This window comes from Ewingella americana ATCC 33852, from assembly GCF_000735345.1.
GTDB lineage: Bacteria > Pseudomonadota > Gammaproteobacteria > Enterobacterales > Enterobacteriaceae > Ewingella > Ewingella americana.
Window position 1 is genome coordinate 83,508 of record NZ_JMPJ01000068.1, and the last position, 23,087, is coordinate 106,594.

Below are 23,087 nucleotides of genomic sequence, written 5' to 3' on the forward strand. Positions count from 1 at the left end.
TCATCGCTGGGCGGATTTTAGCATAGGGGCAGGGCAGAAAAAGCGCATAAAAAAACTCCCCATTTAGGGGAGTTTGCTTGGAGCTAATGATGGCGGGTTCCGCGAGAACCCGGCTGAACGCTATTACTCGTCGTGATCTTCCCATGAACGCACGCGCGCCACGGCTTTCTGCCAGCCTTTGTAGCGGAAGTTACGCTCGGTGGTTTCGATGCTTGGGCGGAATTCACGTTCGATAGTGGCTTTGCTGCGCACTTCGTCCAAGTCATTCCAGAAGCCCACTGCCAGACCCGCCAAGAATGCCGCACCCAGCGCGGTCACTTCCAGCACCGCCGGACGCTCAACGCGCGTACCGAGGATGTCAGACTGGAATTGCATCAGGAAGTTGTTAGCCACCGCGCCGCCGTCCACGCGCAGAGCCTGAAGGCGTGCGCCGGAGTCAGCTTGCATGGCGTCCAGAACGTCGCGCGTCTGGTAAGCGATAGATTCCAGCGTTGCGCGGATGATGTGGTTGCTGTTAGCACCACGGCTCAGGCCGAAGATAGCGCCACGGGCATACGGGTCCCAGTAAGGTGCGCCGAGGCCGGTGAAGGCTGGCACCACGTACACGCCGTTTGTGTCTTTGACTTTGCCCGCGAAGTATTCGGAGTCGGTGGCGTCGCTGATCAGTTTCAGCTCGTCGCGCAGCCATTGAATGGACGCGCCGCCGACGAATACCGCACCTTCCAGCGCATAGTTCACTTCGCCGCGAGGGCCGCAGGCGATGGTGGTCAGCAGGCCATTTTTGGAGGTCACGGCTTCAGTACCGGTGTTCATCAGCAAGAAGCAGCCGGTGCCGTAGGTATTTTTCGCCATGCCTTTCTGCACGCAAAGTTGACCGTACAGAGCTGCCTGCTGGTCACCGGCAATACCGGCGATTGGAATACGCGTACCGCCTTTACCACCAATGTTGGTCTGGCCGTAGACTTCAGAAGAAGGGCGAACTTCCGGCAGCATTTCGCGCGGAATATCCAGCACTTCCAGCATGCGCTCATCCCACTTCAGGTCATGGATGTTGAACAGCATGGTACGGGAGGCGTTGGTGTAATCAGTAACGTGAACGCGTCCCTGAGTCATTTTCCACACCAGCCAAGTATCGACAGTACCGAACAGCAGCTCGCCACGCTTAGCGCGTTCGCGAGAGCCTTCGACGTGGTCTAGGATCCACTTCACCTTGGTACCGGAGAAATAAGGGTCAACCACCAAGCCAGTGTTTTCGCGGATGTACTCTTCCATCCCGTCTTTTTTCAGCTTCTCACAGATGTCAGCTGTACGACGGCATTGCCAAACGATGGCGTTATAAATCGGCTTACCGGTCTCTTTTTCCCACACGATGGTGGTTTCACGCTGGTTGGTGATACCAATCCCGGCGATTTGGTCAGAGTTGATATCCGCTTTCGCCAGCACTTCTACCAGCACTGAGCTTTGTGAAGACCAGATTTCCATTGGGTCGTGTTCGACCCAGCCGGATTTCGGATAAATTTGGGTAAATTCGCGCTGGGAAACGCTGACGATATTGGCGTCATGGTCAAGCACGACCGCGCGGGAGCTGGTGGTGCCTTGATCGAGCGCGACGATGTATTTTTTTTCGTGAGTCGTATCTGCTGACATAATAATATTCCTACGAATTAGAGAGCTGTGAACAATATAGCCAATTACGCTTTACGCTGTTTTGATGCCTGCTGGGCCGCTTTCTCTTCCGCTTCCTCATTGATTTCGTAAGGCAGGTGGCGACCAACCAGCGTCTTATAACCTACAGCACCCAGAGATGCGCCAATCAGCGGGCCAAAAATCGGTACTAAGAAGTAAGGGATGTCACGCGCGCCGGTGAAGGCCACTTTGCCCCAGCCTGCGAAGTAGGCGAACAGCTTAGGACCGAAGTCACGAGCAGGGTTCAGGGCGAAGCCGGTCAATGGACCCATTGAAGCACCTATAACGGCGATCAGGATACCGATTAACAGCGGAGCCAGCGGGCCACGCGGGATGCCGTTGCCGTCGTCAGTCAGGCCCAGAATCAGTGCCATCAGCACGGCGGTGATCACCACTTCAACCAAGAATGCCTGCAACACGCTGATGTGTGGATTCGGGTAGGTAGAGAAGATGCCTGCCAGATCCAAACTCTCGACGCTGCCGCGCACCATATTGTGGCTTTGTTCGAAATCGAAGAACAGGTTGTAGTACAGACCGTAAACCAGAGCGGCGGCGCAGAAAGCCCCCGCAACTTGCGCGATGATGTAAGGCAGAACTTTGCGTCCTTCAAAGTTCGCAAACAGGCAAAGCGCGACAGTGACTGCTGGATTAAGGTGAGCGCCAGAAACCGCTGCGGTCAGGTAGATGGCCATCGCCACACCAAAACCCCAGACGATACTAATTTCCCACTGACCAAAGGCTGCGCCGGCAAGCTTCAATGCAGCAACACATCCTGCACCAAAGAAAATGATAAGCCCGGTACCTAGAAACTCAGCGATGCACTGACCTTTTAATGTGGAACTCATGGTTTGGCTCATAGTCGGATCCTATAAAGGATAATGTTAAGGGTTAGTTATAATTTTTCTTACTGGACGTACGTGAACGTAATCGGAATAAGACATTCATCAGTAAATGAGAATGTAATGTGAATTTATCGTTAACGAGCATAAACGAGAAATAGCGAAATCAAATTTTGTGTGTTGTGTCATAAAAATGAGCGATTTCGAGTATCGCACTGGTTAGACCAACCGGAAAAAGCGGTTTTTGGCGCTCGTTTGACCCGCGTTTACCGCCATTTCTGTCCTGATTGAGTCCTTAACGCGCGCAGGGTCATTCAAATGCCTTCCGCGCAGAAAACGCCTTGATAGACTGACTTTAGGCGAAATTGCTGGCGTGATCCTTCGACTCGTCTCGCTTTTTAAGCATTTGCTGATAGTTTTGTCGTTAAAATTGCAACAGACTGCGTGTAGGGCAGGGTTGTTGCTAGACAGGGCAAGACTGGCTACATACAATCGTATTTCAAGACATCCGCAGATTTGACGGCGTTTCCTTCCCGAAATATCAATAAAATCTGCGTGGTGCGAGAATTCAGAGTCGTGTCCGGACGATGCGACAGAACTTACTAGATGTACGCCTTGCGAACATGAAGAGGACCGAAGAATGTCATTTGAAGTATTTGAGAAATTAGAAGCGAAAGTTCAGCAAGCGATTGATACCATTACTTTATTGCAAATGGAAATCGAAGAACTGAAAGAGCAGAACAACAGCCTGTCTCAGGAAGTTCAGCAAGCCAGCGGTAACCACGAGTCACTGGTGCGTGAAAACGCGCAGCTGAAAGAAGAGCAACACGTGTGGCAGGACCGTCTGCGCGCACTGTTAGGGAAAATGGAAGAAGTCTGATCCAGCCTTCTTTGCATAAATAGCTCCCATAAAAAAAGCCCGCGCTGCGGGCTTTTTTATTGCAGAAGCATCGTGTTTAGGGAAATCACTCGAGGTCGAGTGCATCCTCTGACAGGATGATACCGGTGTTATCAGCATACAAATGGTCGCCGGTGAAGAAGGTCACGCCGCCGAAGTTCACGCGGATATCACTCTCACCAATGCCTTCGCTTGCTGCGCCAGCAGGGATAGCGGCCATCGCCTGAATGCCGATGTCCAAGTCCTGCAAGTCATCCACCTGACGCACCGCGCCGTAAATCAGGATGCCTTCCCACTGGTTTTCCAGTGCCAGCGTCGCGAGGTCAGCGTCGAGCAGAGCACGGCGAACCGAGCCGCCGCCATCAACCACTAACACGCGGCCTAAACCGTTTTGCTCCAACAGATCATAAAGCAAGCCATTGTCTTCAAAGCACTTCACCGTGGTGATCTGCCCGCCAAATGAAGTACGTCCGCCAAAGTTGGAGAACAAGGGTTCAACGACATTCACTTCTTCGTGATAGATGTCGCATAGTTCGGAAGTATCGTATTTCATAAGATTTCATCTGGTTGCTGCATGAATGTGCAGTATATCCCTTTCTGAAGGCTGTTGGCAAAAGCATCAATTGTTAAATTTCGCTTTCAGCCAGACTTAGCTTGGATTGCTAGTTGAGTAACAGGCCGACGGCAAACAGCACGTTAGTCAATAAAGCCACCTTCACCATGTTCTCCAGCAGGGGACGGATACCCTCAGCGGTAGGTTCGCGCATCACCGTGAGGACGTGTTTAGCCAGCAGCGGCAGCGCCAAAATAAAGAGCCAACCGAAGCCGTTGTGCAAGTGCAGCAGGGCGAACAACGCCAGACAGAGCACGGCACCGCTAATGATCAATGCGTGGTAGCGACGGGCATTTTTCGGCCCAAGGCGCACGGCCAGCGTGTTCTTGCCGTTGGCGCTGTCAGTTTCGATATCGCGCAAATTATTGATATTCAGGACGGCGGTGGCTAATAAGCCAGTGGCCGTGGCGGGCAGCATAACAACCCAATCGAAATACCCGGCCTGCAAGTAAAAGGTGCCCGCCACGCTTATCCAGCCGAAGAACACTAAGACGGAAATATCGCCGAGGCCCATGTAGCCGTAAGGGCGCGTGCCGACGGTGTAAGTGATAGCCGCGCCAATCGACAGCAAACCGAGGATCAGGAAGCCGACCACGTCACTGGGCTTCTGGCAGGCGACGGCAATCAGCGCGATACCCGACAGCACGGCTAACACCACGGTCAGGATAATGGCGCGCTTCATCTGGCTGGCATTGATTAAACCTTTTTGCATGCCGCGCAGTGGCCCGATGCGGTCCGGCGTATCGCTGCCTTTTTCAGCATCGCCATAGTCATTGGCGAGATTGGACAGGATTTGCAGCAGCCCGGCGGTGAGCAGCGCGAGAAGCGCCGTTAGCGGGTGAAAAACGCCTTGCAGGCTGGCGACAGCGGAACCCATCACGATGGAGGCGAAGGCCAGAGGCAGCGTTCGCAGGCGGAGACTTTCAAGCCAGGCTTTGGTCGGCGATGTCGTATTGCAGGGGGTTATCATGCTCATATTTTTTTCGCTCAATAAACTGATGTTTCGCCCAGAAATAAAAAGGGAGGCATAACGCCTCCCAATGGATAACTTTCGAAACGTATGAGCGAATTATAAGATGAAACGGCTCAGATCTTCATCAGCAACCAGCTGATCAAGATGGCTACGAACATAATCTGCATCAATGTTTATGGAGATTCCGTTACTTTCGCTCGCGTCGTAAGAGATATCTTCCATCAAACGCTCCAACACGGTGTGCAGTCGACGCGCACCGATGTTCTCGGTGGTTTCGTTAACTTGCCATGCTGCTTCGGCGATGCGACGGATACCGTCAGCGGTAAAATCAACGGTTACACCTTCGGTTGCCATCAAGGCTTTGTACTGATGCGTCAGCGATGCGCTTGGCTCAGTCAGGATGCGCTCGAAGTCTTCCGTCGACAGAGCTTGCAGCTCGACGCGGATTGGCAGACGACCCTGCAATTCAGGGATCAGGTCTGACGGGCTGGCCGTCTGGAAAGCGCCGGAGGCGATAAACAGGATATGGTCAGTTTTAACCATGCCGTGCTTGGTCGAAATGGTGCAGCCTTCAACCAGTGGCAGCAGGTCACGCTGCACGCCTTCGCGGGAAACGTCAGGGCCGGAGCTTTGGCCGCCGCGTTTACAGATTTTGTCGATTTCGTCGATGAACACGATACCGTGCTGCTCAACGGCTTCGATAGCCTGTTCTTTCAGCTCTTCCGGGTTAACCAGCTTGGCGGCTTCTTCTTCGATCAACAGCTTGTAGGCTTCTTTGATCTTCATCTTGCGCGGCTTCTGCTTCTGCCCGGCCATGTTCTGGAACATGGACTGCAACTGGCTGGTCATCTCTTCCATGCCCGGAGGGGACATGATTTCGACGCCCATTGGCGCGGCGGCGACGTTGATTTCAATCTCTTTGTCGTCGAGCTGGCCTTCACGCAGCTTTTTGCGGAAAGACTGGCGTGCCGCAGAAGGCTCCTGCGATTCGTCGGTCTGGCCCCAGTTGTTTTTCGCTGGTGGGATCAGCACGTCGAGAATGCGCTCTTCGGCCAGTTCTTCGGCGCGATAGCGGTTTTTCTCGATGGACTGCATACGCACCATCTTCACCGCAGAGTCGGTTAAGTCGCGAATAATGGAGTCGACTTCTTTACCCACGTAGCCCACTTCGGTGAACTTGGTGGCTTCGACTTTGATGAACGGCGCGTTAGCGAGCTTCGCCAGACGACGCGCGATTTCGGTTTTACCGACACCGGTCGGGCCGATCATTAGAATGTTTTTCGGGGTGACTTCGTGGCGCAGCGTCTCTTCGAGCTGCATACGGCGCCAGCGGTTACGCAGTGCGATCGCCACGGCGCGCTTTGCTTTGTCCTGCCCAATGATGTAGCCGTCTAATTCGCTGACTATCTCGCGCGGGGTCATTTCAGACATGTTTTCGATCCTTACGCTTTAGAAGACAATTCTTCGATGGTGTGGAATTGGTTGGTGTAAATACAGATATCCCCGGCAATGCTCAGCGACTTCTCAACGATGTCACGAGCGCTCAGGTCTGTATTTTCCAGCAACGCGCGAGCAGAAGCCTGGGCGTATGGGCCACCGGAGCCGATAGCAATCAGGTCATTCTCAGGCTGAATAACGTCGCCGTTACCGCTGATGATCAGCGACGCATTTTCGTCAGCGACGGCCAGCAGCGCTTCAAGGCGGCGCAGCATGCGGTCAGTTCGCCAGTCTTTCGCCAGTTCAACCGCAGCTTTGACCAGATGGCCCTGATGCATTTCCAGTTTGCGTTCGAACAGCTCAAACAGCGTGAAGGCGTCAGCCGTGCCGCCCGCAAAGCCGGCGATCACTTTGTCGTTATACAGGCGACGCACTTTCTTCACGTTGCCCTTCATCACGGTATTTCCCAATGTGGCTTGACCATCACCACCAATAACGACCTGGCCGTTGCGGCGTACACTTACAATTGTTGTCACGAGCAGTTCCTCGTTGCAGACGGAAAAGATCCCCGCACTCTTGTGTTACACATCAGTGTCACACAAGAGCACGAGGCATATTGAAGTTATAGATTGGGGAGGAAAACGGGTTTTCAACCCCCGGTTGCGAGGGGAATGCAACCGGAGATGCCAGCGTTTTTAAGACGCGACAGGGTGCCGTCAGCGCCAGCACGATTATTGTAAGGGCCGATAACAACGCGATTCCAGCCGCCACCGGTGGTGATTCGGCCTTCAAAACCTTCAAATGCCAGCTTGGCGCGTTGGGATTCCGCCTGCTCGGTGCCTTTGAAAGAACCGCACTGAACCATAAAGCGCTGGGTTTTTTCCTGCTCTTTTGGCTTGTCCTTCGGTTTTTCCGGTGCAACTTCAGTAATGGCGGCAGGTTGCTGCTGCTGAGGCTGCTCTTTCGGTTTCGGCTTCGGCGCGACAGGCTGAGTTTGCGCCTGAGCCTGAGGAGCACGAACCGGCTGCTGCGTCTGCTGCACGTTTCTCGGCGTGGTCTGCTGAGTATTGTGCTGCACATTCTGCTGCTGTTGTTGCTGCACAGGCTGCCGCTGAGTGTGGGTCGGCTGCGCGTTCTGCTGAGAATAAGGCTGCTGCGTGTACGGCTGCTGAGTATACGGCTGTTGCGACGTGGTCTGACGCTGGACAGGCTGCGTGCGCGTCGCCTGCGTTGGGTCGTTATACGGCACTTCAGACAGCGTAGTCGGCTGTTGGCGCATGTCGGCCTGCATCTGATCCAGCAATTGGCGCTGTTCCGGCGTCAACTGAGTTTTGGTCTGCACGTTGCCACCCGCGGTTGGCTCAGTCGGGGTAGACACGCCCATCTGACGATTTTCCAACTCTTTGATATAACGCCAGCGTTCTTCAGGTTTCGGCGGCAAGCCGTTGCCCGGCCGAACAGGGTGCGTCGGCAGAATCGCTGCATCTTCAGGTTTATTGTGCGTAATAAAATAGAGGCCACCAATGAACACAACCAGCACCGCAACGGCTAATACCACCATGGTTTTGGAGATCATCGGGGAACTGCGTTTTTTTCGGCTGGTTGGTTTCCGCCGCGCTCCTGAGCGCCCACGGCTTACATAGTCTCTTTGTGCCACTATCGTTTCGCTGTGTCGTAATGATGGAAGAAGTGCGTCATGTTACTGAACCTTGAACCTTATCTGAAACGAAAACTTAATAAAGTATAAACATATAATTAGCGTTTGGGTGCGGCGGTACTACCGCGGATGACCAGTTCGCTTTCCAACAAACGTGAGCCACTTTGTACTGAATGCCCATTGAGCTGCTCGAGCAATAATAACATGGCCTGACGGCCAAGCTGGAATCTTGGTTGCGCAACCGTGGTTAAAGGTGGGTCAAAGTACTGACTTTGCTTGATATCATCAAAGCCCACCACGGATAAATCTTCTGGAATGCGCAGACCCATTTTCTTGGCTTGGAACATCGCGCCAATTGCCATCACGTCGTTGTGGCAGAAAATCGCCGTGGGCGGCACCGGCTGCGACATCAAATCTATCAGCGCCAGCGCGCCCGATTCATAGCTAAAGTCGCCTTTCGCCGAGTAGTCGGTTTCGACATTTAAGCCACTGCGGCGCAGCGCCTGAATATACCCCTGAGTGCGGTATTGACACAGCGGCATTTGGTCCGGGCCGGTAATGCAGGCAATCCGCTGATGGCCCAAGCCAATCAAATAATGCACGGCTTCATAGGCGGCGGTCAGGTTATCAATGTGGACGGTCGGTAATTCCAGCTCTGGCGCGAACTCGTTGGCCATCACCATCGGCGGTAAATTGCGCTGTTCTTCTTTGCTGGCGTCGAAAGGTAAATCAGAGCCGAGCAGCAGCATACCGTCAATTTGCTTAGTAATAATCAGATTAATAAAGGTTTTTTCTTGCTGGTTCTGCTGGGCGCAATCACCAATCAGCACCAGATAACCATGTTCGGCCGCGGTACGCTCGATCCCTTGGATCACATCTGCAAAGTAGGGATCGCAGATGTCGGGGACGATCACCAGAATAGTGCGGGATTCATTGCGTTTTAGGTTTCGTGAAAGGGCGTGGGGAGAATATCCAACGGCAAGCACCGCCTGCTCAACCTTTTGGCGAGTGGGGGCTGAGACCTTTTCAGGATTCATTAATGCGCGAGAGACCGTAGCGGTCGATACACCGGCCATTTCTGCTACGTCTTTCATCGTCGCCGCGTTTAAATCTTTCTTCTCGTCCAACGCATCTCCCCTTGCAACAGCATCTTTCTGATACGACAACATGGATGTTCCTCTCGACGCTTTACCCTTCTGGGCGCGCCTAACCTATCCGGCTTTTGGCGGCTGCGTAGCTCATCACATTCTAAACAGATTGTGGTTAGGATTTGTTACCTAATTTGCATGAAAAGTGTGACGTAGATGCTTTTTTTAGATCCATCCCGCATAAATGCAATCGTTTAGCTATCGATAGGGTCTACATCTAGCGTCCATTTGACCTTTTTCGCCTGCGGCAGGGCGTTAATCAGCGACTGTGAGCTTTTCAGCAGCTGCTGCAAAACGCGGCGCGAAGGGTGCTGCAATAACAGCTGCCAGCGGAAACGACCGTTGCGCTTGGCGGCCAGCGCCGGGACCGGGCCGAGTATCCACAGCGACTCATCTTTGAGCGGGCTGGATTCCAGCAAATTGCGCAGCTGCTGTAAGAACAGCTGGGATTGCTGATTATCGTGATCTTCGGAGCGAATCAGAATATGGCTGGTGTAAGGCGGCAAAAAGACGCTCTTGCGCTCGGCCAACGTCTGCTTGGCGAAGGCGTCATAGCCTTGCTCCAGCAACACTTTCAACAGCGGGTGCTCAGGGTGATGGGTTTGCAGCACCACTTCACCCTGCTTGCCAGCACGTCCGGCGCGGCCTGAAACCTGCGTATAGAGCTGGGCGAATCGCTCGGCGGAGCGGAAATCAGCCGAGAACAGCGCACCATCGACATCCAGCAAAGAGACCAGCGTAACGTCAGGGAAGTGGTGCCCCTTGGCCAGCATTTGCGTGCCAATCAGGATGCGCGCGCCGCCGCGATGCACTTCCGCCAGATGCTGCTCCAGCGAGCCTTTGCGGCTGGTGGTATCGCGGTCGATGCGGGTAATGGGCGTGTCGGGGAACAGCGGCGCAAGCTCCTGCTCGAGCTGCTCTGTGCCGACACCCACCGAAACCAGCTGCGTCGAGCCGCAGTGCGGGCACTGGTGCGGCACCGCACGCTGGCTGTCACAGTGGTGGCAACGCAGCTGACGGTGGTTTTGGTGCAGGGTGTAGTAGTGGTCGCAGCGCTGGCACTCGGCTATCCAGCCGCATTCGTGGCAAAGCAGCGCGGGCGCGTAGCCACGGCGGTTAAGGAACAGCATCACCTGATTATCAGCTTTCAGATGCTGCTGCATGCGCTGGATCAGCGGCTGAGAAAGGCCAACCTTGAGCGGCATGCCTTTTAAATCAATCAGCTGCTGCTGTGGCGGCTTGGCATTACCGGCGCGCTTGGTGAGCTTTAACTGGCGATATTTGCCCAACTCGACGTTGTTGAGCGTCTCAAGAGCCGGCGTCGCCGACCCCATAATGATCGGAATATTTTCTTCGTGAGCGCGGAAAACGGCCAAGTCGCGCGCGTGGTAGCGCCAGCCTTCCTGCTGCTTATAAGAGCCGTCGTGCTCTTCATCAATGATAATCACGCCCAGCCGGGCAAAAGGGGTAAATAAGGAGGAGCGGGTGCCAATCACAATGCCCGCTTCGCCATTGCGGGCGCGCAGCCAGACGGCGAGACGCTCGCTGTCATTCAGGCCGGAGTGCAGCACGTCAACCGGGGCGCTGAAACGCTCGCGAAAACGTGCGATGGTCTGCGGCGTCAGGCCGATTTCCGGCACCATCACCAGTGCCTGTCGGCCCTGCGCCAGAATATTCTCCAGCACGCTTAAATAGACTTCAGTTTTGCCCGACCCCGTCACACCGGCCAAAAGCCATGCCGAGAACTGCTGATCTTCGCTGCGAATCGCCCCGACGGCGGTGGCCTGTTCGGTGTTTAAACGCAGGCGTTCACCGACCACGGTGAAGTCGCTGCGCCAGTCGTGCGTCTCAGGCGCGATGCTGCGCAGGTCGGCCAGCCCTTTGGCGCGCAGAGCCTGAAGAGCGGCATCGGTTAATTCGAGGTCGCTGACCTGATGGCGATAAATTCCACCCTGCATCAGGGCGGCCATCGCCTGCTGCTGTTTCGCCGCGCGCTTTAAGCTTTCAAGAGGCGTCGCCCGGCCCTGCTCGGTGGCGAACCACTGCCACAGCGGGGTTAATTCAGCAGGCTTTCCCTGTCGCAATAACACGGGCAGGGCGTGGAACAGCACTTCGCCAAGGGGGAAATGGTAATAGTCGGCGGCCCACAGCAGGATGCGCCATAAATCAGGGGTGAACAGGCTGGTGGAGTCGAGCACCTCGCGCACCGGTTTAAGCTTGTCGATGCCAAACTCGCTGCTGTCGCTGACCGCGACGACAATGCCAATTGCATCGCGTTTACCGAAGGGTACGCTGACGCGACAGCCTTTTACTACCACCATGCCTTCAGGCAAAAGGTAGTCAAATGTGCGGGCGAGCGGAACGGGTAAAGCAACGTGGGCAACAGGCATTAAGGGGTCCAGACTTTAAAAAAATGACGAGATAGTGTACACTGTGTCGTTCGAAATGCATGAACATCATTGCGCGGCATAAATAGATTCTGTATGATTCGCCGCCTTTGGTGCATTTCGCATCAAAACCTAATCATCCACTACGCGTGGTGTCCGACGAAACAGGGTTGGATAGCGACGCGGCCTTAAGAAGAGGTTTTCCCATGAAAGACGGTATCCATCCTAAATACGTAGAAGTTACTGCAAACTGCTCATGCGGTAACGTGATCAAAACTCGCTCAACAGTGGGTCACGATCTGAACCTGGACGTTTGTGGTAACTGCCACCCGTTCTACACTGGTAAACAACGTGAAGTTGCTACCGGTGGCCGTGTTGACCGCTTCAACAAGCGTTTCAGCCTGCCATCCAGCAAGTAATATTTGCTGCAGAGCAAGAAAAGGCGCCATTGGCGCCTTTTTTGTTGCCTGCGATTCAGTAAAGGATTGGCAAGTCACAACCTGCTTCACTAAAACCCGCCATGAAAACCAGTCACTAAAACCCAGCACTCACGCCCTTCACAGACACTGATCTGCTAAAAATGACCCCTGCACGGCAGCGCCGCACAGGTCATCATCTTCCGGTTTTGCTTAGTATTCCCAAGTATCAGGGTCAACACCCAGCTCACGCATCAGGATCTTCGCTGCTTCTGGAATTTCATCGCTGCGCTCTTTACGCAGGTCTGCATCGTTCGGCAAAGGCTGGCCGGTAAAGGCATGCAGGAAAGCCTCACACAGCAATTCACTGTTGGTCGCATGGCGCAGGTTGTTCACCTGACGGCGAGTGCGCTCGTCGGTGAGAATTTTAAGAACCTTCAGCGGAATGGATACCGTGATTTTTTTTACTTGCTCGCTTTTCTTACCGTGTTCAGCGTAAGGGCTGACATATTCGCCGTTCCACTCAGCCATGGGACACCTTAAATTTATCAAAAAAAATAATGTTCTGAAAACCGGGGGATTATGCCCGATTTTCACTGATCTCACTAAATAAATGTCCCTTCAGGACCGGTAATATCAGAGAAATGTGCGCTGGGTTATTCATTCGGCCGCTGAATGTCTGTTCGGCTCATCCAAGCTGCACAAGGCCAGAGGGCTCTGATACTTACAATTTTAGCGGGTATTCCCCTGACGCTCAATCTATACGCAAAGAAGTTTAGATGTCCAGATGTATTGACGTCTATCTTGTCAGCGATTAATCTTTGTTACCTCATCCTCAGCACCCCGGCAGGGAGAAACAACGTATGACGCTCAAGCAAGCGACGATAGCCGTCGGAAGTGGCCTCAATAGTGACCAGCAATATGGCTGTGTGGTTCCACCGATTAACCTTTCAAGCACCTATAATTTCGAAGATTTTAATCAGCCACGAGCCCACGACTACTCCCGACGCGGTAATCCGTCGCGCGATATCGTGCAGCGCGCGCTGGCCGATCTCGAAGGCGGTGCCGGTGCGGTAATGACCAGCAGCGGCATGTCGGCTATTCATCTGGTGTGTACGGTGTTTCTGAAGCCGGGCGATCTGCTGTTAGCGCCACACGACTGCTACGGCGGTAGCTACCGTCTGTTTGACAGCCTGAGCAAGCGCGGTGCCTATCGCGTGAAGTTTGTGGATCAAGGTGACCCACAGGCTCTGGCGGCAGCGCTAGAAGAAAAACCTAAGCTGGTACTGATTGAAACCCCAAGCAACCCGCTGCTGCGCGTGGTGGATATTCAGGCCATTTGCGATGCTTCCCACGCCGCCGGTGCGCTAACCGTGGTGGACAACACCTTCCTCAGCCCGGCTTTACAACAGCCGTTGAAACTTGGCGCGGATTTAGTAGTCCATTCATGTACTAAATATCTGAACGGCCACTCAGACGTGGTTGCAGGTACGGTGATTTCGAAAACTGCCGAGCACGCGACCGAACTGGCGTGGTGGGCGAATAACATCGGCGTGACCGGTGCGGCTTTCGACAGCTATTTATTGCTGCGCGGCCTGCGTACTCTCACCGTACGTGTAAAACAGCAGCAGGAAAATGCGTTAGCTATTGTTGCTTATTTACAGCAGCAACCGCTGGTGAAAAAGCTGTATCATCCTTCTCTGCCAGAAAACCAAGGGCATGAGATCGCTCGCCGCCAGCAGTATGGTTTTGGCGCGATGATCAGTTTTGAATTCGACGGAGATGAAGCCCATTTGCGTCATTTCCTCTCGGAATTGAAGTTATTTACCCTCGCGGAGTCTCTGGGCGGGGTCGAAAGTCTGATATCCCACACGGCAACCATGACGCATGCAGGCATGGCACCTGAAGCGCGCAAAGCGGCGGGGATTTCCGACAGTTTGCTCAGAGTTTCTGTAGGTCTCGAAGACAGTGAAGATTTGATTGCTGATCTGGAACACGCATTCCAGGCAGCGGCAACGAGGTAAGAATGAATGCAATAGCGGTAGCAGCGCCGGCAGGAAGTCGGCAGTTGCACAAATTTGGTGGTAGCAGTCTGGCCGACGTGAAATGTTATTTGCGCGTGGCTGGGATCATGGCCGAGTACGGTAACCCAGGCGACATGATGGTGGTGTCGGCGGCGGGCAGTACCACTAACCAGCTGATTAGCTGGTTGAAGCTAAGCCAAAGCGATCGTCTGTCGGCACATCAGGTGCAGCAGGCGCTACGTCGCTATCATACTGAGTTGATCACAGGGCTTCTGCCGCCAGAAATGGCAGAACCGCTAATTGCTCATTTCATTCAAGACCTTGAGCGTCTGGCCGTTTTGCTTGATGGCAAAATTACCGACGCGGTCTACGCCGAAGTGGTCGGGCATGGCGAAGTCTGGTCCGCCCGCCTGATGGCCGCCGTACTGTCGAAAAAAGAGCTTCCTGCCGCATGGCTCGACGCGCGCGAGTTCCTGCGCGCCGAGCGTGCCGCTCAACCACAGGTTGATGAAGGTCGCTCTTATCCTTTATTACAGCAACTGCTGGCGCAACATCCTCAACATTATCTGGTGGTTACCGGCTTTATCTCGCGCAATGACGCGGGCGAAACCGTGCTGCTGGGCCGTAACGGCAGTGACTACTCGGCGACGCAAATTGGTGCGCTGGCGGGTGTGAATCGCGTCACCATCTGGAGCGACGTCGCCGGTGTTTATAGCGCCGACCCGCGCAAAGTGAAAGATGCCTGCCTGCTGCCGCTGCTGCGTCTGGACGAAGCCAGCGAGCTGGCCCGTCTTGCCGCGCCAGTATTGCACACTCGTACACTTCAGCCAGTTTCCGGCAGCGATATCGACTTGCAGCTGCGCTGTAGCTACCAGCCGGAGCAAGGCTCGACGCGCATTGAGCGCGTGCTGGCTTCCGGCACCGGCGCGAAAATCGTCACCAGCCACGACGACATCTGCCTGATCGAAATCGCTATTCCAAGCGAGCATGATTTCCAGCTGGCGCATAAAGACGTTGAGCTGCTGCTGAAACGCGCGCAAATCAAACCACTGGCCACCGGCATTCACCCTGACCGCAACCTGTTGCAGCTTTGCTACACCTCCGAAGTGGTCAACAGCGCGCTGCTGGTGCTGGAAGAGGCCGGGCTGCCGGGGCGTTTATCGCTGCGCGAAGGTCTGGCGATGGTCGCGCTGGTGGGCGCTGGCGTTTGCAAGAACCCGCTGCACAGCCACCGTTTCTATCAAGAACTCAAAGACCAGCCGGTGGAGTTTATCTGGCAGGCCGAAGATGGCATCAGTCTGGTTGCCGTGCTGCGCCTTGGGCCAACCGAGCATTTGATTCAGGGGCTGCATAAGACCCTGTTCCGCGCTGAAAAACGTATCGGCCTGATGCTGTTCGGCAAAGGTAATATTGGTTCGCGCTGGCTTGAGCTGTTTGCCCGCGAGCAGAAAAATATTTCCGCCCGCAGTGGTTTTGAATTCGTGCTGGCAGGCGTGGTGGACAGCAAGCGCAGTTTGCTCAACTACGAAGGCCTGGACGCCAGCCGAGCCTTAGCCTTCTTTGAAGACGAAGCCCGCGATCACGATGAAGAATCGCTGTTCCTGTGGATGCGCGCTCACCCGTATGATGATTTGGTGGTGCTCGACGTTACCGCCAGCGGCGATATCGCCGACCAGTATCTGGACTTCGCCAGCTACGGTTTCCACGTGATTAGCGCCAATAAACTGGCCGGGGCCTCTGACAGCAACAAATACCGTCAGATTCGCGACGCCTTCGCCAAAACCGGCAGCCACTGGCTGTACAACGCCACCGTGGGCGCGGGTTTGCCGATTAACCACACCGTGCGTGACCTGCGCGAAAGCGGCGACAGCATTCTGGCAATTAGCGGGATTTTCTCCGGCACCTTGTCATGGCTGTTCCTGCAATTTGATGGCACCTTGCCGTTCACCGAGCTGGTGGATTTGGCGTGGCAGCAAGGGCTGACTGAGCCTGACCCGCGCGTCGATTTGTCCGGTCAAGATGTGATGCGCAAGCTGATTATCTTGGCGCGTGAGGCGGGCTACGATATCGAGCCGAACCACGTTCGCGTCGAGTCTTTAGTGCCGGAAGGCTGCGAAACCGGCTCGGTTGACCAATTCTTTGAAGATGGCGAAGCGCTGAATCAGCAGATGCTACAACGTCTGGAAGCGGCGCGCGAAATGGGGCTGGTGCTGCGTTACGTGGCGCGTTTTGATGCCAACGGTAAAGCGCGCGTTGGCGTGGAAGCCGTGCGCGATGACCATCCGCTGGCTTCGCTGCTGCCTTGCGATAACGTGTTTGCTATCGAAAGCCGCTGGTATCGCGATAACCCGCTGGTTATTCGCGGGCCGGGCGCGGGGCGCGATGTCACCGCCGGTGCGTTGCAATCTGACCTTAACCGTCTGAGCCAACTGCTTTAATTCTTTAAAACCCCTTCCGACGCCTGTCGGGAGGGGCTTCATGCCCTTTTTTCATCCTCGCCTCTTCTTCATTCTCCAACTTGAAATTCATTCAATTTGAGTGAAAATTAATCACAGCTAGATGCTTTTTTGTCGTTGACACAGTTGCCTGCATCCTTCATTGTCTATCCATACGTTTAGGTGTTTAGACGTCTAGATGCTTACAAATCTAGAACAAATCGATAACAAGATGTCGTGAGCCACGAGGTAGAAAGCATGAGTTTTTTCCACGCCAACCAACGCGAAGCTTTGAACCAGAACCTGTCAGAATTGCAGGGCCAGTTTAACGTCTCTTTTGAGTTTTTCCCGCCGCGCACTAGCGAGATGGAAGACACGTTGTGGAGCTCTATCGATCGCCTCAGCAGCCTTAAGCCGAAATTCGTTTCCGTGACCTACGGCGCGAACTCCGGTGAACGTGAGCGCACGCACAGCATCATCAAAGGCATTAAAGACCGTACGGGTTTGGAAGCAGCACCGCACCTGACCTGCGTGGATGCCTCCCGTGAAGAACTGACGCAAATCGCGCAAGATTATTGGGACAGCGGCATCCGTCACATCGTGGCGCTGCGCGGCGACCTGCCTCCGGGCGGCGGCATCCCTGAGTTATACGCCACGGATCTGGTGCAACTGCTGAAAGGCGTGGGCGACTTCGATATCTCCGTGGCGGCGTATCCTGAAGTTCACCCTGAAGCCAAAAGCGCGCAGGCTGACCTGATTAACCTGAAACGCAAAATCGACGCGGGCGCTAACCGCGCCATCACCCAGTTCTTCTTCGATGTCGAAAGCTACCTGCGTTTTCGCGACCGCTGTGCCGGGCAGGGCATTGATGTTGAAATCGTGCCGGGCATCCTGCCAGTCTCCAACTTCAAACAGCTGACGCGTTTTGCGACCATGACCAACGTGCGCGTGCCGCACTGGATGACGCGCCAGTTCGAAGGCTTAGACGATGACCCGGAAACCCGCAAAATGGTGGGAGCCAACATCGCCATGGACATGGTTAAAATTCTCAGCCGCGAAGGGGTGAAGGATTTCCACTTCTACACCTTGAACCGCGCCGAAATGAGTTACGCCATCTGCCACACGCTGGGCGTTCGTCCGGGCCTTGCCACGCCACTGAGCGCGGCCGTCTAACCATTCAAATCTCATGCATAAAAAAACCGGCTTAATCGCCGGTTTTTTGTTTTTAGGTCTTTTAACTTGCCAGCACTAGCCGGTGTTGCGCATACCTGCCGCCACGCCGGCAATCGTCACCATCAGCGCCTGCTCAACGCGCGCATCTGGCGTACTGCCTTCTTTCTCTAACTGGCGTGAACGGTGCAGCAACTCGGCCTGTAGCACGTTCAGTGGGTCGGTGTAGACGTTACGCAGGGCGATAGACTCGGCTATCCACGGCAGGTCGGCCATCAGGTGGTCATCGTTGGAAATCGCCAACACCACTTTAATGTCGCTCGCCAGCTGGTCGCGCAGCTTCTGGCCCAGTGGCCACAGCTCTTTATCTACCAGACGCTGGTCGTAGTACTCCGCCAGCCATAGGTCGGCTTTGGCAAAGACCATTTCCAGCATGCCGATGCGCGTCGAGAAGAACGGCCAGTCGTGGCACATCGCCCCAAGCTCATCGCGTTTACCGGCATCTACTACGGCTTGCAGACCCGCACCCGCGCCGAGCCAGGCTGGCAGCATCAGGCGGTTTTGCGTCCACGCGAAGATCCACGGAATGGCGCGCAGGCTTTCAACACCGCCGTTGGCCTTACGTTTTGCGGGGCGTGAGCCCAATGGCAGTTTACCCAGCTCTTGCTCCGGCGTTGCGGCGCGGAAGTAAGGCACGAAGTCTTTGTTTTCGCGCACGTAGCCGCGATACATGTCGCAGGAGACGTCGGACAGCTGCTCCATGATCTCCACCCAAGCTTTTTTCGGCTCTGGCGGCGGCAACAGGTTGGCTTCCAGAATCGCGCCAGTGTAGAGCGCCAGACTGCTGATGGTGACTTCTGGCAGGCCGAACTTGAAGCGAATCATCTCGCCCTGCTCGGTGACGCGCAGGCCACCCTTCAGGCTACCCGGAGGCTGAGAGAGCAGCGCGGCGTGTGCCGGAGCACCACCGCGACCGATAGAGCCGCCGCGTCCGTGGAACAGCGTCAGCAGTACACCTGCTTTCTCGCAGGTTTTGATTAATGCGTCCTGAGCGCGGTACTGCGCCCATGAAGCCGCCATCACGCCCGCGTCTTTCGCCGAGTCGGAATAGCCAATCATCACCATCTGTTTGCCCTGAATGGTGCCGCGATACCAGTCGATATTCAGCAGCTGAGTCATTACAGAGTCAGCATTGTTCAGGTCATCAAGGGTTTCGAACAGCGGCGCGACTGGCAGAGTGAACGGGCAGCCCGCCTCTTTCAGCAGCAGGTGAACGGCCAGCACGTCGGACGGCGTTTTGGCCATAGAAATGACGTAAGCGGCGATGGAGCCTTCCGGCGCTTCGGCAATCACCTGACAGGTGTCGAGCACCTCTTTGGTGTTCTCGCTAGGCTCCCAGAAGCGCGGAACCAGCGGGCGCTGTGAGTTCAGTTCGCGGATCAGGAATGCTTGTTTATCAGACTCTGACCAGCTTTCGTAATCACCCAAGCCGAGGTAGCGAGTGATTTCGGCAATGGCGTCGGTGTGGCGGGTGCTCTCTTGACGGATGTCGATACGCACCAGCGGCACGCCGAAGCAGCGCACGCGGCGCAGGGTATCCAGCAACTGGCCGTTGGCGATAATGCCCATGCCACAGGCAACCAGTGACTGGTAGCAGGCGTAGAGTGGCTCCCACAGCTGGTCATTGTTGATCAATAAATCGTGAGGTTGCGGCAGGCGTTCGCCTTTCAGACGCGCTTCCAAATAGACCTGAGTGGAGGTCAGCTGGCTGCGCAGGCGCTTCATGATCACGCGGTAAGGCTCGATGCCTTCTTCACCACCGGCGCGTTCGCGCAGTTCATCAGTGGCTTCGGTCATGGAAAGCTCGGAAATCAGCACCGCGACGTCGCGCAGGAACAGGTCCGTGGCTTTCCAGCGGCTGAGTAAAAGCACGTGGCGCGTGATGTCTGCCGTGACGTTCGGGTTACCGTCGCGGTCGCCACCCATCCAAGAGGTGAAGCGCACCGGCACGGCTTCTACTGGCATTTTATAGTCCAGCGAGGTTTCGAGCTGCTCGTTGAACTCGCGCAGGAATGACGGCACGCCTTCCCACAGGCTGTTCTCAACGACGGCAAATCCCCATTTGGCTTCATCAACCGGCGAAGGGCGGTGTTTGCGGATCTCATCGGTATGCCAAGACTGGGCAATCAGCTGGCGCAGGCGGCGCATAATCTGTTTGCGTTCGTAATCCGCCAGATCGTTGTGGTCCAACTGCTTCAGGCAGTTGTTCACTTCCACCAGTTTGTGGATCAGCGTCCGGCGAGCGATTTCTGTTGGGTGAGCCGTCAGCACCAGCTCGATAGAAAGCTCTTCAACCGCGTCACGCAGCTGCTGGTCGGACAGATTTTTGGCTTTCAGGCGTTCAATCAGCTGCGCCAACACTTCAGGGTTGCTGGCCGCTTCGCCATTAGGCGAAATGCTGTGGTACTGCTCCGCCACGTTGGTCAGATTGAGGAATTGGCTGAAAGCACGGGCCACTGGCAGTAACTCGTCATTGGACAAGTTTTGCAGCGTGGAAAGCAGCTCTTTACGATCTGCTTCATTTCCAGCGCGTGAGGATTTGGATAACTTACGAATTTTCTCAACACGATCAAGGATATGCTCTCCCAACGTATCTTTGATGGTGTCGCCAAGCAGTTTACCTAAGGTACTGACATTACTGCGCATTGCGGAATATTGTTCGTTCATATTACCTCTGTTGACCTCGGACCCGATTTTTATAATTTGTAAATAACTTTCACCCGTAAGGCTGTGACGCCTTTTTCTGTCTGCCAAACTTTCTCTTTTTTTAATTACACAACTGTTTTACCGCAAAAACGTCGTTTCCTTCACTAAAAAAAGGCATTTTTCGTCAATATGGCTGAAATTTAATTACAGCTCACAAGGTATCAGTTTGTCTAATCAGCATCTTGTCCAGTATCAAGAGCGCCCTGCTACGCCCTTGATATTGCTTCTCTTTCTTCACTTATACGTGGTGGCAGAAGTGATGCACCACTTGTGCGATCAGCTCGCGAGTTGGCTTGATGAACGCGGTATCAATGTACTCATCCGGCTGGTGCGCCTGCTCAATCGAACCCGGCCCTAAGACCAGCGTCGGGCACAGCTCTTGGATAAACGGCGCTTCGGTACAGTAGTTAACAATCTCCGTTTCCACGCCCAGCAGCTTCTCAACCACTTGCACCAACTGGTGGTCCGGCGGGCATTCATAGCCCGGAATTGGCGGATGCAGCTCTTCGATGGCGACGCGGCCCGGCCAGCGGCTGCTGATCGGCTCTAGCGCTTCTTGCAGCAGGCCATCGAGGTCAGACAGCGTCAGCCCCGGCAGTGGGCGGATGTCCATGTGCAGCTCACAGCAGGCGCAAATACGGTTAGCCGCATCGCCGCCGCTAATGTGGCCGAAGTTCATGGTTGGATAAGGGATCACAAAGCCGCTGTGGTTGTAGCGCTCTTTCAGGGTGTTACGCAGGCCAATCAGCTGCGTAATGGAATCATGCATCAGGTCGATGGCGTTGACGCCGCGCGCCGGATCGCTTGAGTGACCCGATTGCCCGGTGATGCGAATGGCATTCGAAATATGGCCTTTATGCGCACGAACCGGCTTCAACGACGTCGGTTCGCCGATGATCGCGCAGTCTGGGCGAATGGCAGTATTTTTCGAAAAATAGCTCGCGCCCGCCATGGTGGTTTCTTCATCGGCGGTGGCAAGGATATATAGAGGTTTAGTCAGTTTGGTTGTATCGATATCACGCAGCGCATCGACGATAAAAGCGAAGAAACCTTTCATGTCGGCAGTGCCCAGACCATAGAGCTTATTTTCATGCTCGGTCAGGGTGAAAGGGTCGCGAGTCCAGCGGCCATCGTCGAAGGGGACGGTGTCAGTGTGGCCCGCTAGCAGCAGGCCGCCAGCGCCTTCGCCAACGCTTGCCAACATATTGAATTTATTGCGAGTATTCGGCACGGGTTGGATCTCAACCTTGAAGCCCAAGTCGCGGAACCAGCCTGCTAACAGGTTGATTAGCTTTTCATTGCTTTGATCCAATGCGCTGTCTGTAGCACTGATAGAAGGTATCGCGATTAACGCCCGATAAAGCTCAATAAAAGGAGGTAATTTCATCTTCACTGTTGACAGCCTTTAGTTAGGGTAGTATTCATATTCATGCAGTTTATGTGAATAAAAATACAATATGCCAGCGCGTAAGGGAACCGGAAAGAACGGCCGGTTTAACCCAACGCAGTTGCTGAGAATCTCGCGGGTGAACGGCGTATGACGCGGTGAACCCTGTTACCTAAGAAGTACGCTGTATCGCAAGGCCATACAGTTAAGTTGAGAAGGTGAACAGACCCCATGTTGAATACGCTGATTGTTGGTGCCACAGGCTACGCCGGAGCTGAACTCGCTGCCTACCTGAACCGCCACCCACAGATGAACATAACCGCTTTAATGGTTTCAGCGCAAAGTGCAGATGCAGGAAAATTGCTTTCTGATTTGCACCCTCAGTTAAAAGGCATCCTCGATCTGCCTGTTTTGCCAATGAAAAATGTGGAAGATGCGGCGAAAGATATCGATGTGGTTTTTTTAGCCACTGCCCATGAAGTCAGCCACGACTTGGCTCCGCAATTTTTGGCTGCGGGCTGCGTGGTGTTCGACCTGTCCGGTGCCTTCCGCGTTAACAAGCCTGATTTCTACTCCGAATTTTACAGCTTTGAACACCAGCATCTCGACTGGCTGGACAAGGCGGTGTACGGCCTTGCTGAATGGCAAGCCGACAAACTCAAAACCGCGCAACTCATCGCGGTCCCAGGCTGCTACCCAACGGCGTCTCAGCTGGCGTTAAAACCGCTGGTGGAAAATGGCCTGTTGAATGAAGACCAGTGGCCGGTGATTAACGCGACCAGCGGCGTGAGCGGCGCGGGGCGTAAAGCTTCTCTCGGCACCAGCTTCTGCGAAGTCAGCCTGCAGCCTTACGGCCTGTTCAACCATCGTCACCACCCAGAAATTGTAGAGCATCTTGGCGTGCCGGTGATTTTTACCCCGCACCTTGGCAACTTCCCGCGCGGCATTCTGGCCACCATCACTTGCCGCCTGAAAGCGGGCGTGACGGCGCAGGACGTGGCGGAAGCCTTCCATAACGCTTACCACGACAAACCTCTGGTGCGTCTCTACACCAAGGGCGTTCCGGCGTTGAAAGACGTGGTGGGCCTGCCGTTCTGTGACATCGGTTTTGTGGTGAAAGGCGAGCACCTGATTGTGGTTGCGACAGAAGATAACCTGCTCAAAGGCGCGTCGGCGCAAGCGGTGCAATGTCTGAACCTGCGCTTTGGTTTCCCAGAAACCCAATCGCTGCTTTAATTTATCTTGGTCTAA

General features: G+C 54.7%; 18 protein-coding genes. 6 read left to right on the plus strand and 12 right to left on the minus strand.

The window, feature by feature from the left end:
* Nucleotides 1–123 precede the first annotated feature (123 nt).
* Nucleotides 124–1,647 carry a glycerol kinase GlpK gene (gene glpK, locus GEAM_RS18785; RefSeq protein ID WP_034794600.1) on the minus strand — a complete coding sequence of 508 codons (1,524 nt, stop codon included), beginning with the start codon at nt 1,645–1,647 and terminating at the stop codon, nt 124–126.
* A 44-nt stretch (nt 1,648–1,691) separates the two neighbouring features.
* Entirely contained in the window at nt 1,692–2,543 is an 852-nt protein-coding gene (locus GEAM_RS18790; protein ID WP_034794603.1) for an MIP/aquaporin family protein, read from the minus strand.
* A gap of 622 nt (nt 2,544–3,165) precedes the next feature.
* On the opposite strand from GEAM_RS18790, the gene zapB reads away from it, so the two are divergent.
* Complete coding sequence (gene zapB, locus GEAM_RS18795) at nt 3,166–3,405, plus strand: septal ring assembly protein ZapB (RefSeq protein ID WP_034794606.1); 240 nt, start codon at nt 3,166–3,168, stop codon at nt 3,403–3,405.
* An 85-nt stretch (nt 3,406–3,490) separates the two neighbouring features.
* Here the strand turns inward: zapB and rraA are convergent, their stop codons facing one another.
* The 7 genes from rraA to priA all read right to left on the minus strand — a co-directional run bounded on the left by rraA (nt 3,491) and on the right by priA (nt 11,641).
* The gene (gene rraA, locus GEAM_RS18800) at nt 3,491–3,976 is read right to left on the minus strand and encodes a ribonuclease E activity regulator RraA (RefSeq protein ID WP_034794610.1); all 486 of its coding nucleotides are present in this window, start codon (nt 3,974–3,976) and stop codon (nt 3,491–3,493) included.
* A 109-nt stretch (nt 3,977–4,085) separates the two neighbouring features.
* A complete protein-coding gene (locus GEAM_RS18805; protein ID WP_034794613.1) occupies nt 4,086–5,012 on the minus strand; it encodes a 1,4-dihydroxy-2-naphthoate polyprenyltransferase in 927 nt (308 codons plus the stop codon).
* Nucleotides 5,013–5,105: 93 nt separating this feature from the next.
* Nucleotides 5,106–6,440: an ATP-dependent protease ATPase subunit HslU gene (hslU, locus tag GEAM_RS18810; protein ID WP_034794615.1), complete on the minus strand. Its 1,335-nt coding sequence runs from the start codon at nt 6,438–6,440 to the stop codon at nt 5,106–5,108.
* Between the two features lie 11 nt (nt 6,441–6,451).
* A complete protein-coding gene (gene hslV, locus GEAM_RS18815) occupies nt 6,452–6,982 on the minus strand; it encodes an ATP-dependent protease subunit HslV (protein WP_034794618.1) in 531 nt (176 codons plus the stop codon).
* A gap of 113 nt (nt 6,983–7,095) precedes the next feature.
* Nucleotides 7,096–8,103: a cell division protein FtsN gene (ftsN, locus tag GEAM_RS18820; protein WP_072009930.1), complete on the minus strand. Its 1,008-nt coding sequence runs from the start codon at nt 8,101–8,103 to the stop codon at nt 7,096–7,098.
* Between the two features lie 98 nt (nt 8,104–8,201).
* Nucleotides 8,202–9,272 carry a DNA-binding transcriptional regulator CytR gene (gene cytR / locus GEAM_RS18825; protein WP_419471248.1) on the minus strand — a complete coding sequence of 357 codons (1,071 nt, stop codon included), beginning with the start codon at nt 9,270–9,272 and terminating at the stop codon, nt 8,202–8,204.
* Between the two features lie 173 nt (nt 9,273–9,445).
* Nucleotides 9,446–11,641 (minus strand): primosomal protein N', encoded by a 2,196-nt coding sequence (gene priA / locus GEAM_RS18830; protein WP_034794626.1) that lies wholly within the window; start codon nt 11,639–11,641, stop codon nt 9,446–9,448.
* Between the two features lie 203 nt (nt 11,642–11,844).
* Here priA and rpmE point away from each other — a divergent pair, with 203 nt between their 5' ends.
* A complete protein-coding gene (gene rpmE / locus GEAM_RS18835; protein WP_034794628.1) occupies nt 11,845–12,057 on the plus strand; it encodes a 50S ribosomal protein L31 in 213 nt (70 codons plus the stop codon).
* Nucleotides 12,058–12,267: 210 nt separating this feature from the next.
* On the opposite strand, the gene metJ is transcribed toward rpmE, so the two are convergent.
* Nucleotides 12,268–12,585 (minus strand): met regulon transcriptional regulator MetJ, encoded by a 318-nt coding sequence (gene metJ, locus GEAM_RS18840; RefSeq protein WP_034794630.1) that lies wholly within the window; start codon nt 12,583–12,585, stop codon nt 12,268–12,270.
* 332 nt (nt 12,586–12,917) lie between these two features.
* Here metJ and metB point away from each other — a divergent pair, with 332 nt between their 5' ends.
* The 3 genes from metB to metF all read left to right on the plus strand — a co-directional run bounded on the left by metB (nt 12,918) and on the right by metF (nt 17,686).
* Nucleotides 12,918–14,078, plus strand: coding sequence for a cystathionine gamma-synthase (gene metB, locus GEAM_RS18845; protein WP_034794633.1), 1,161 nt, complete (start codon nt 12,918–12,920; stop codon nt 14,076–14,078).
* 2 nt (nt 14,079–14,080) lie between these two features.
* The gene (locus GEAM_RS18850; RefSeq protein WP_034794635.1) at nt 14,081–16,516 is read left to right on the plus strand and encodes a bifunctional aspartate kinase/homoserine dehydrogenase II; all 2,436 of its coding nucleotides are present in this window, start codon (nt 14,081–14,083) and stop codon (nt 16,514–16,516) included.
* Between the two features lie 255 nt (nt 16,517–16,771).
* Nucleotides 16,772–17,686, plus strand: a complete 915-nt coding sequence (metF, locus tag GEAM_RS18855) for a methylenetetrahydrofolate reductase (protein WP_034794639.1) — start codon at nt 16,772–16,774, stop codon at nt 17,684–17,686.
* Nucleotides 17,687–17,761: 75 nt separating this feature from the next.
* Here the strand turns inward: metF and ppc are convergent, their stop codons facing one another.
* A complete protein-coding gene (ppc, locus tag GEAM_RS18860; RefSeq protein WP_034794642.1) occupies nt 17,762–20,410 on the minus strand; it encodes a phosphoenolpyruvate carboxylase in 2,649 nt (882 codons plus the stop codon).
* A gap of 277 nt (nt 20,411–20,687) precedes the next feature.
* Nucleotides 20,688–21,842: an acetylornithine deacetylase gene (gene argE / locus GEAM_RS18865; protein WP_034794645.1), complete on the minus strand. Its 1,155-nt coding sequence runs from the start codon at nt 21,840–21,842 to the stop codon at nt 20,688–20,690.
* Between the two features lie 225 nt (nt 21,843–22,067).
* On the opposite strand from argE, the gene argC reads away from it, so the two are divergent.
* The gene (argC, locus tag GEAM_RS18870) at nt 22,068–23,072 is read left to right on the plus strand and encodes an N-acetyl-gamma-glutamyl-phosphate reductase (protein WP_034794648.1); all 1,005 of its coding nucleotides are present in this window, start codon (nt 22,068–22,070) and stop codon (nt 23,070–23,072) included.
* Nucleotides 23,073–23,087 lie beyond the last annotated feature (15 nt).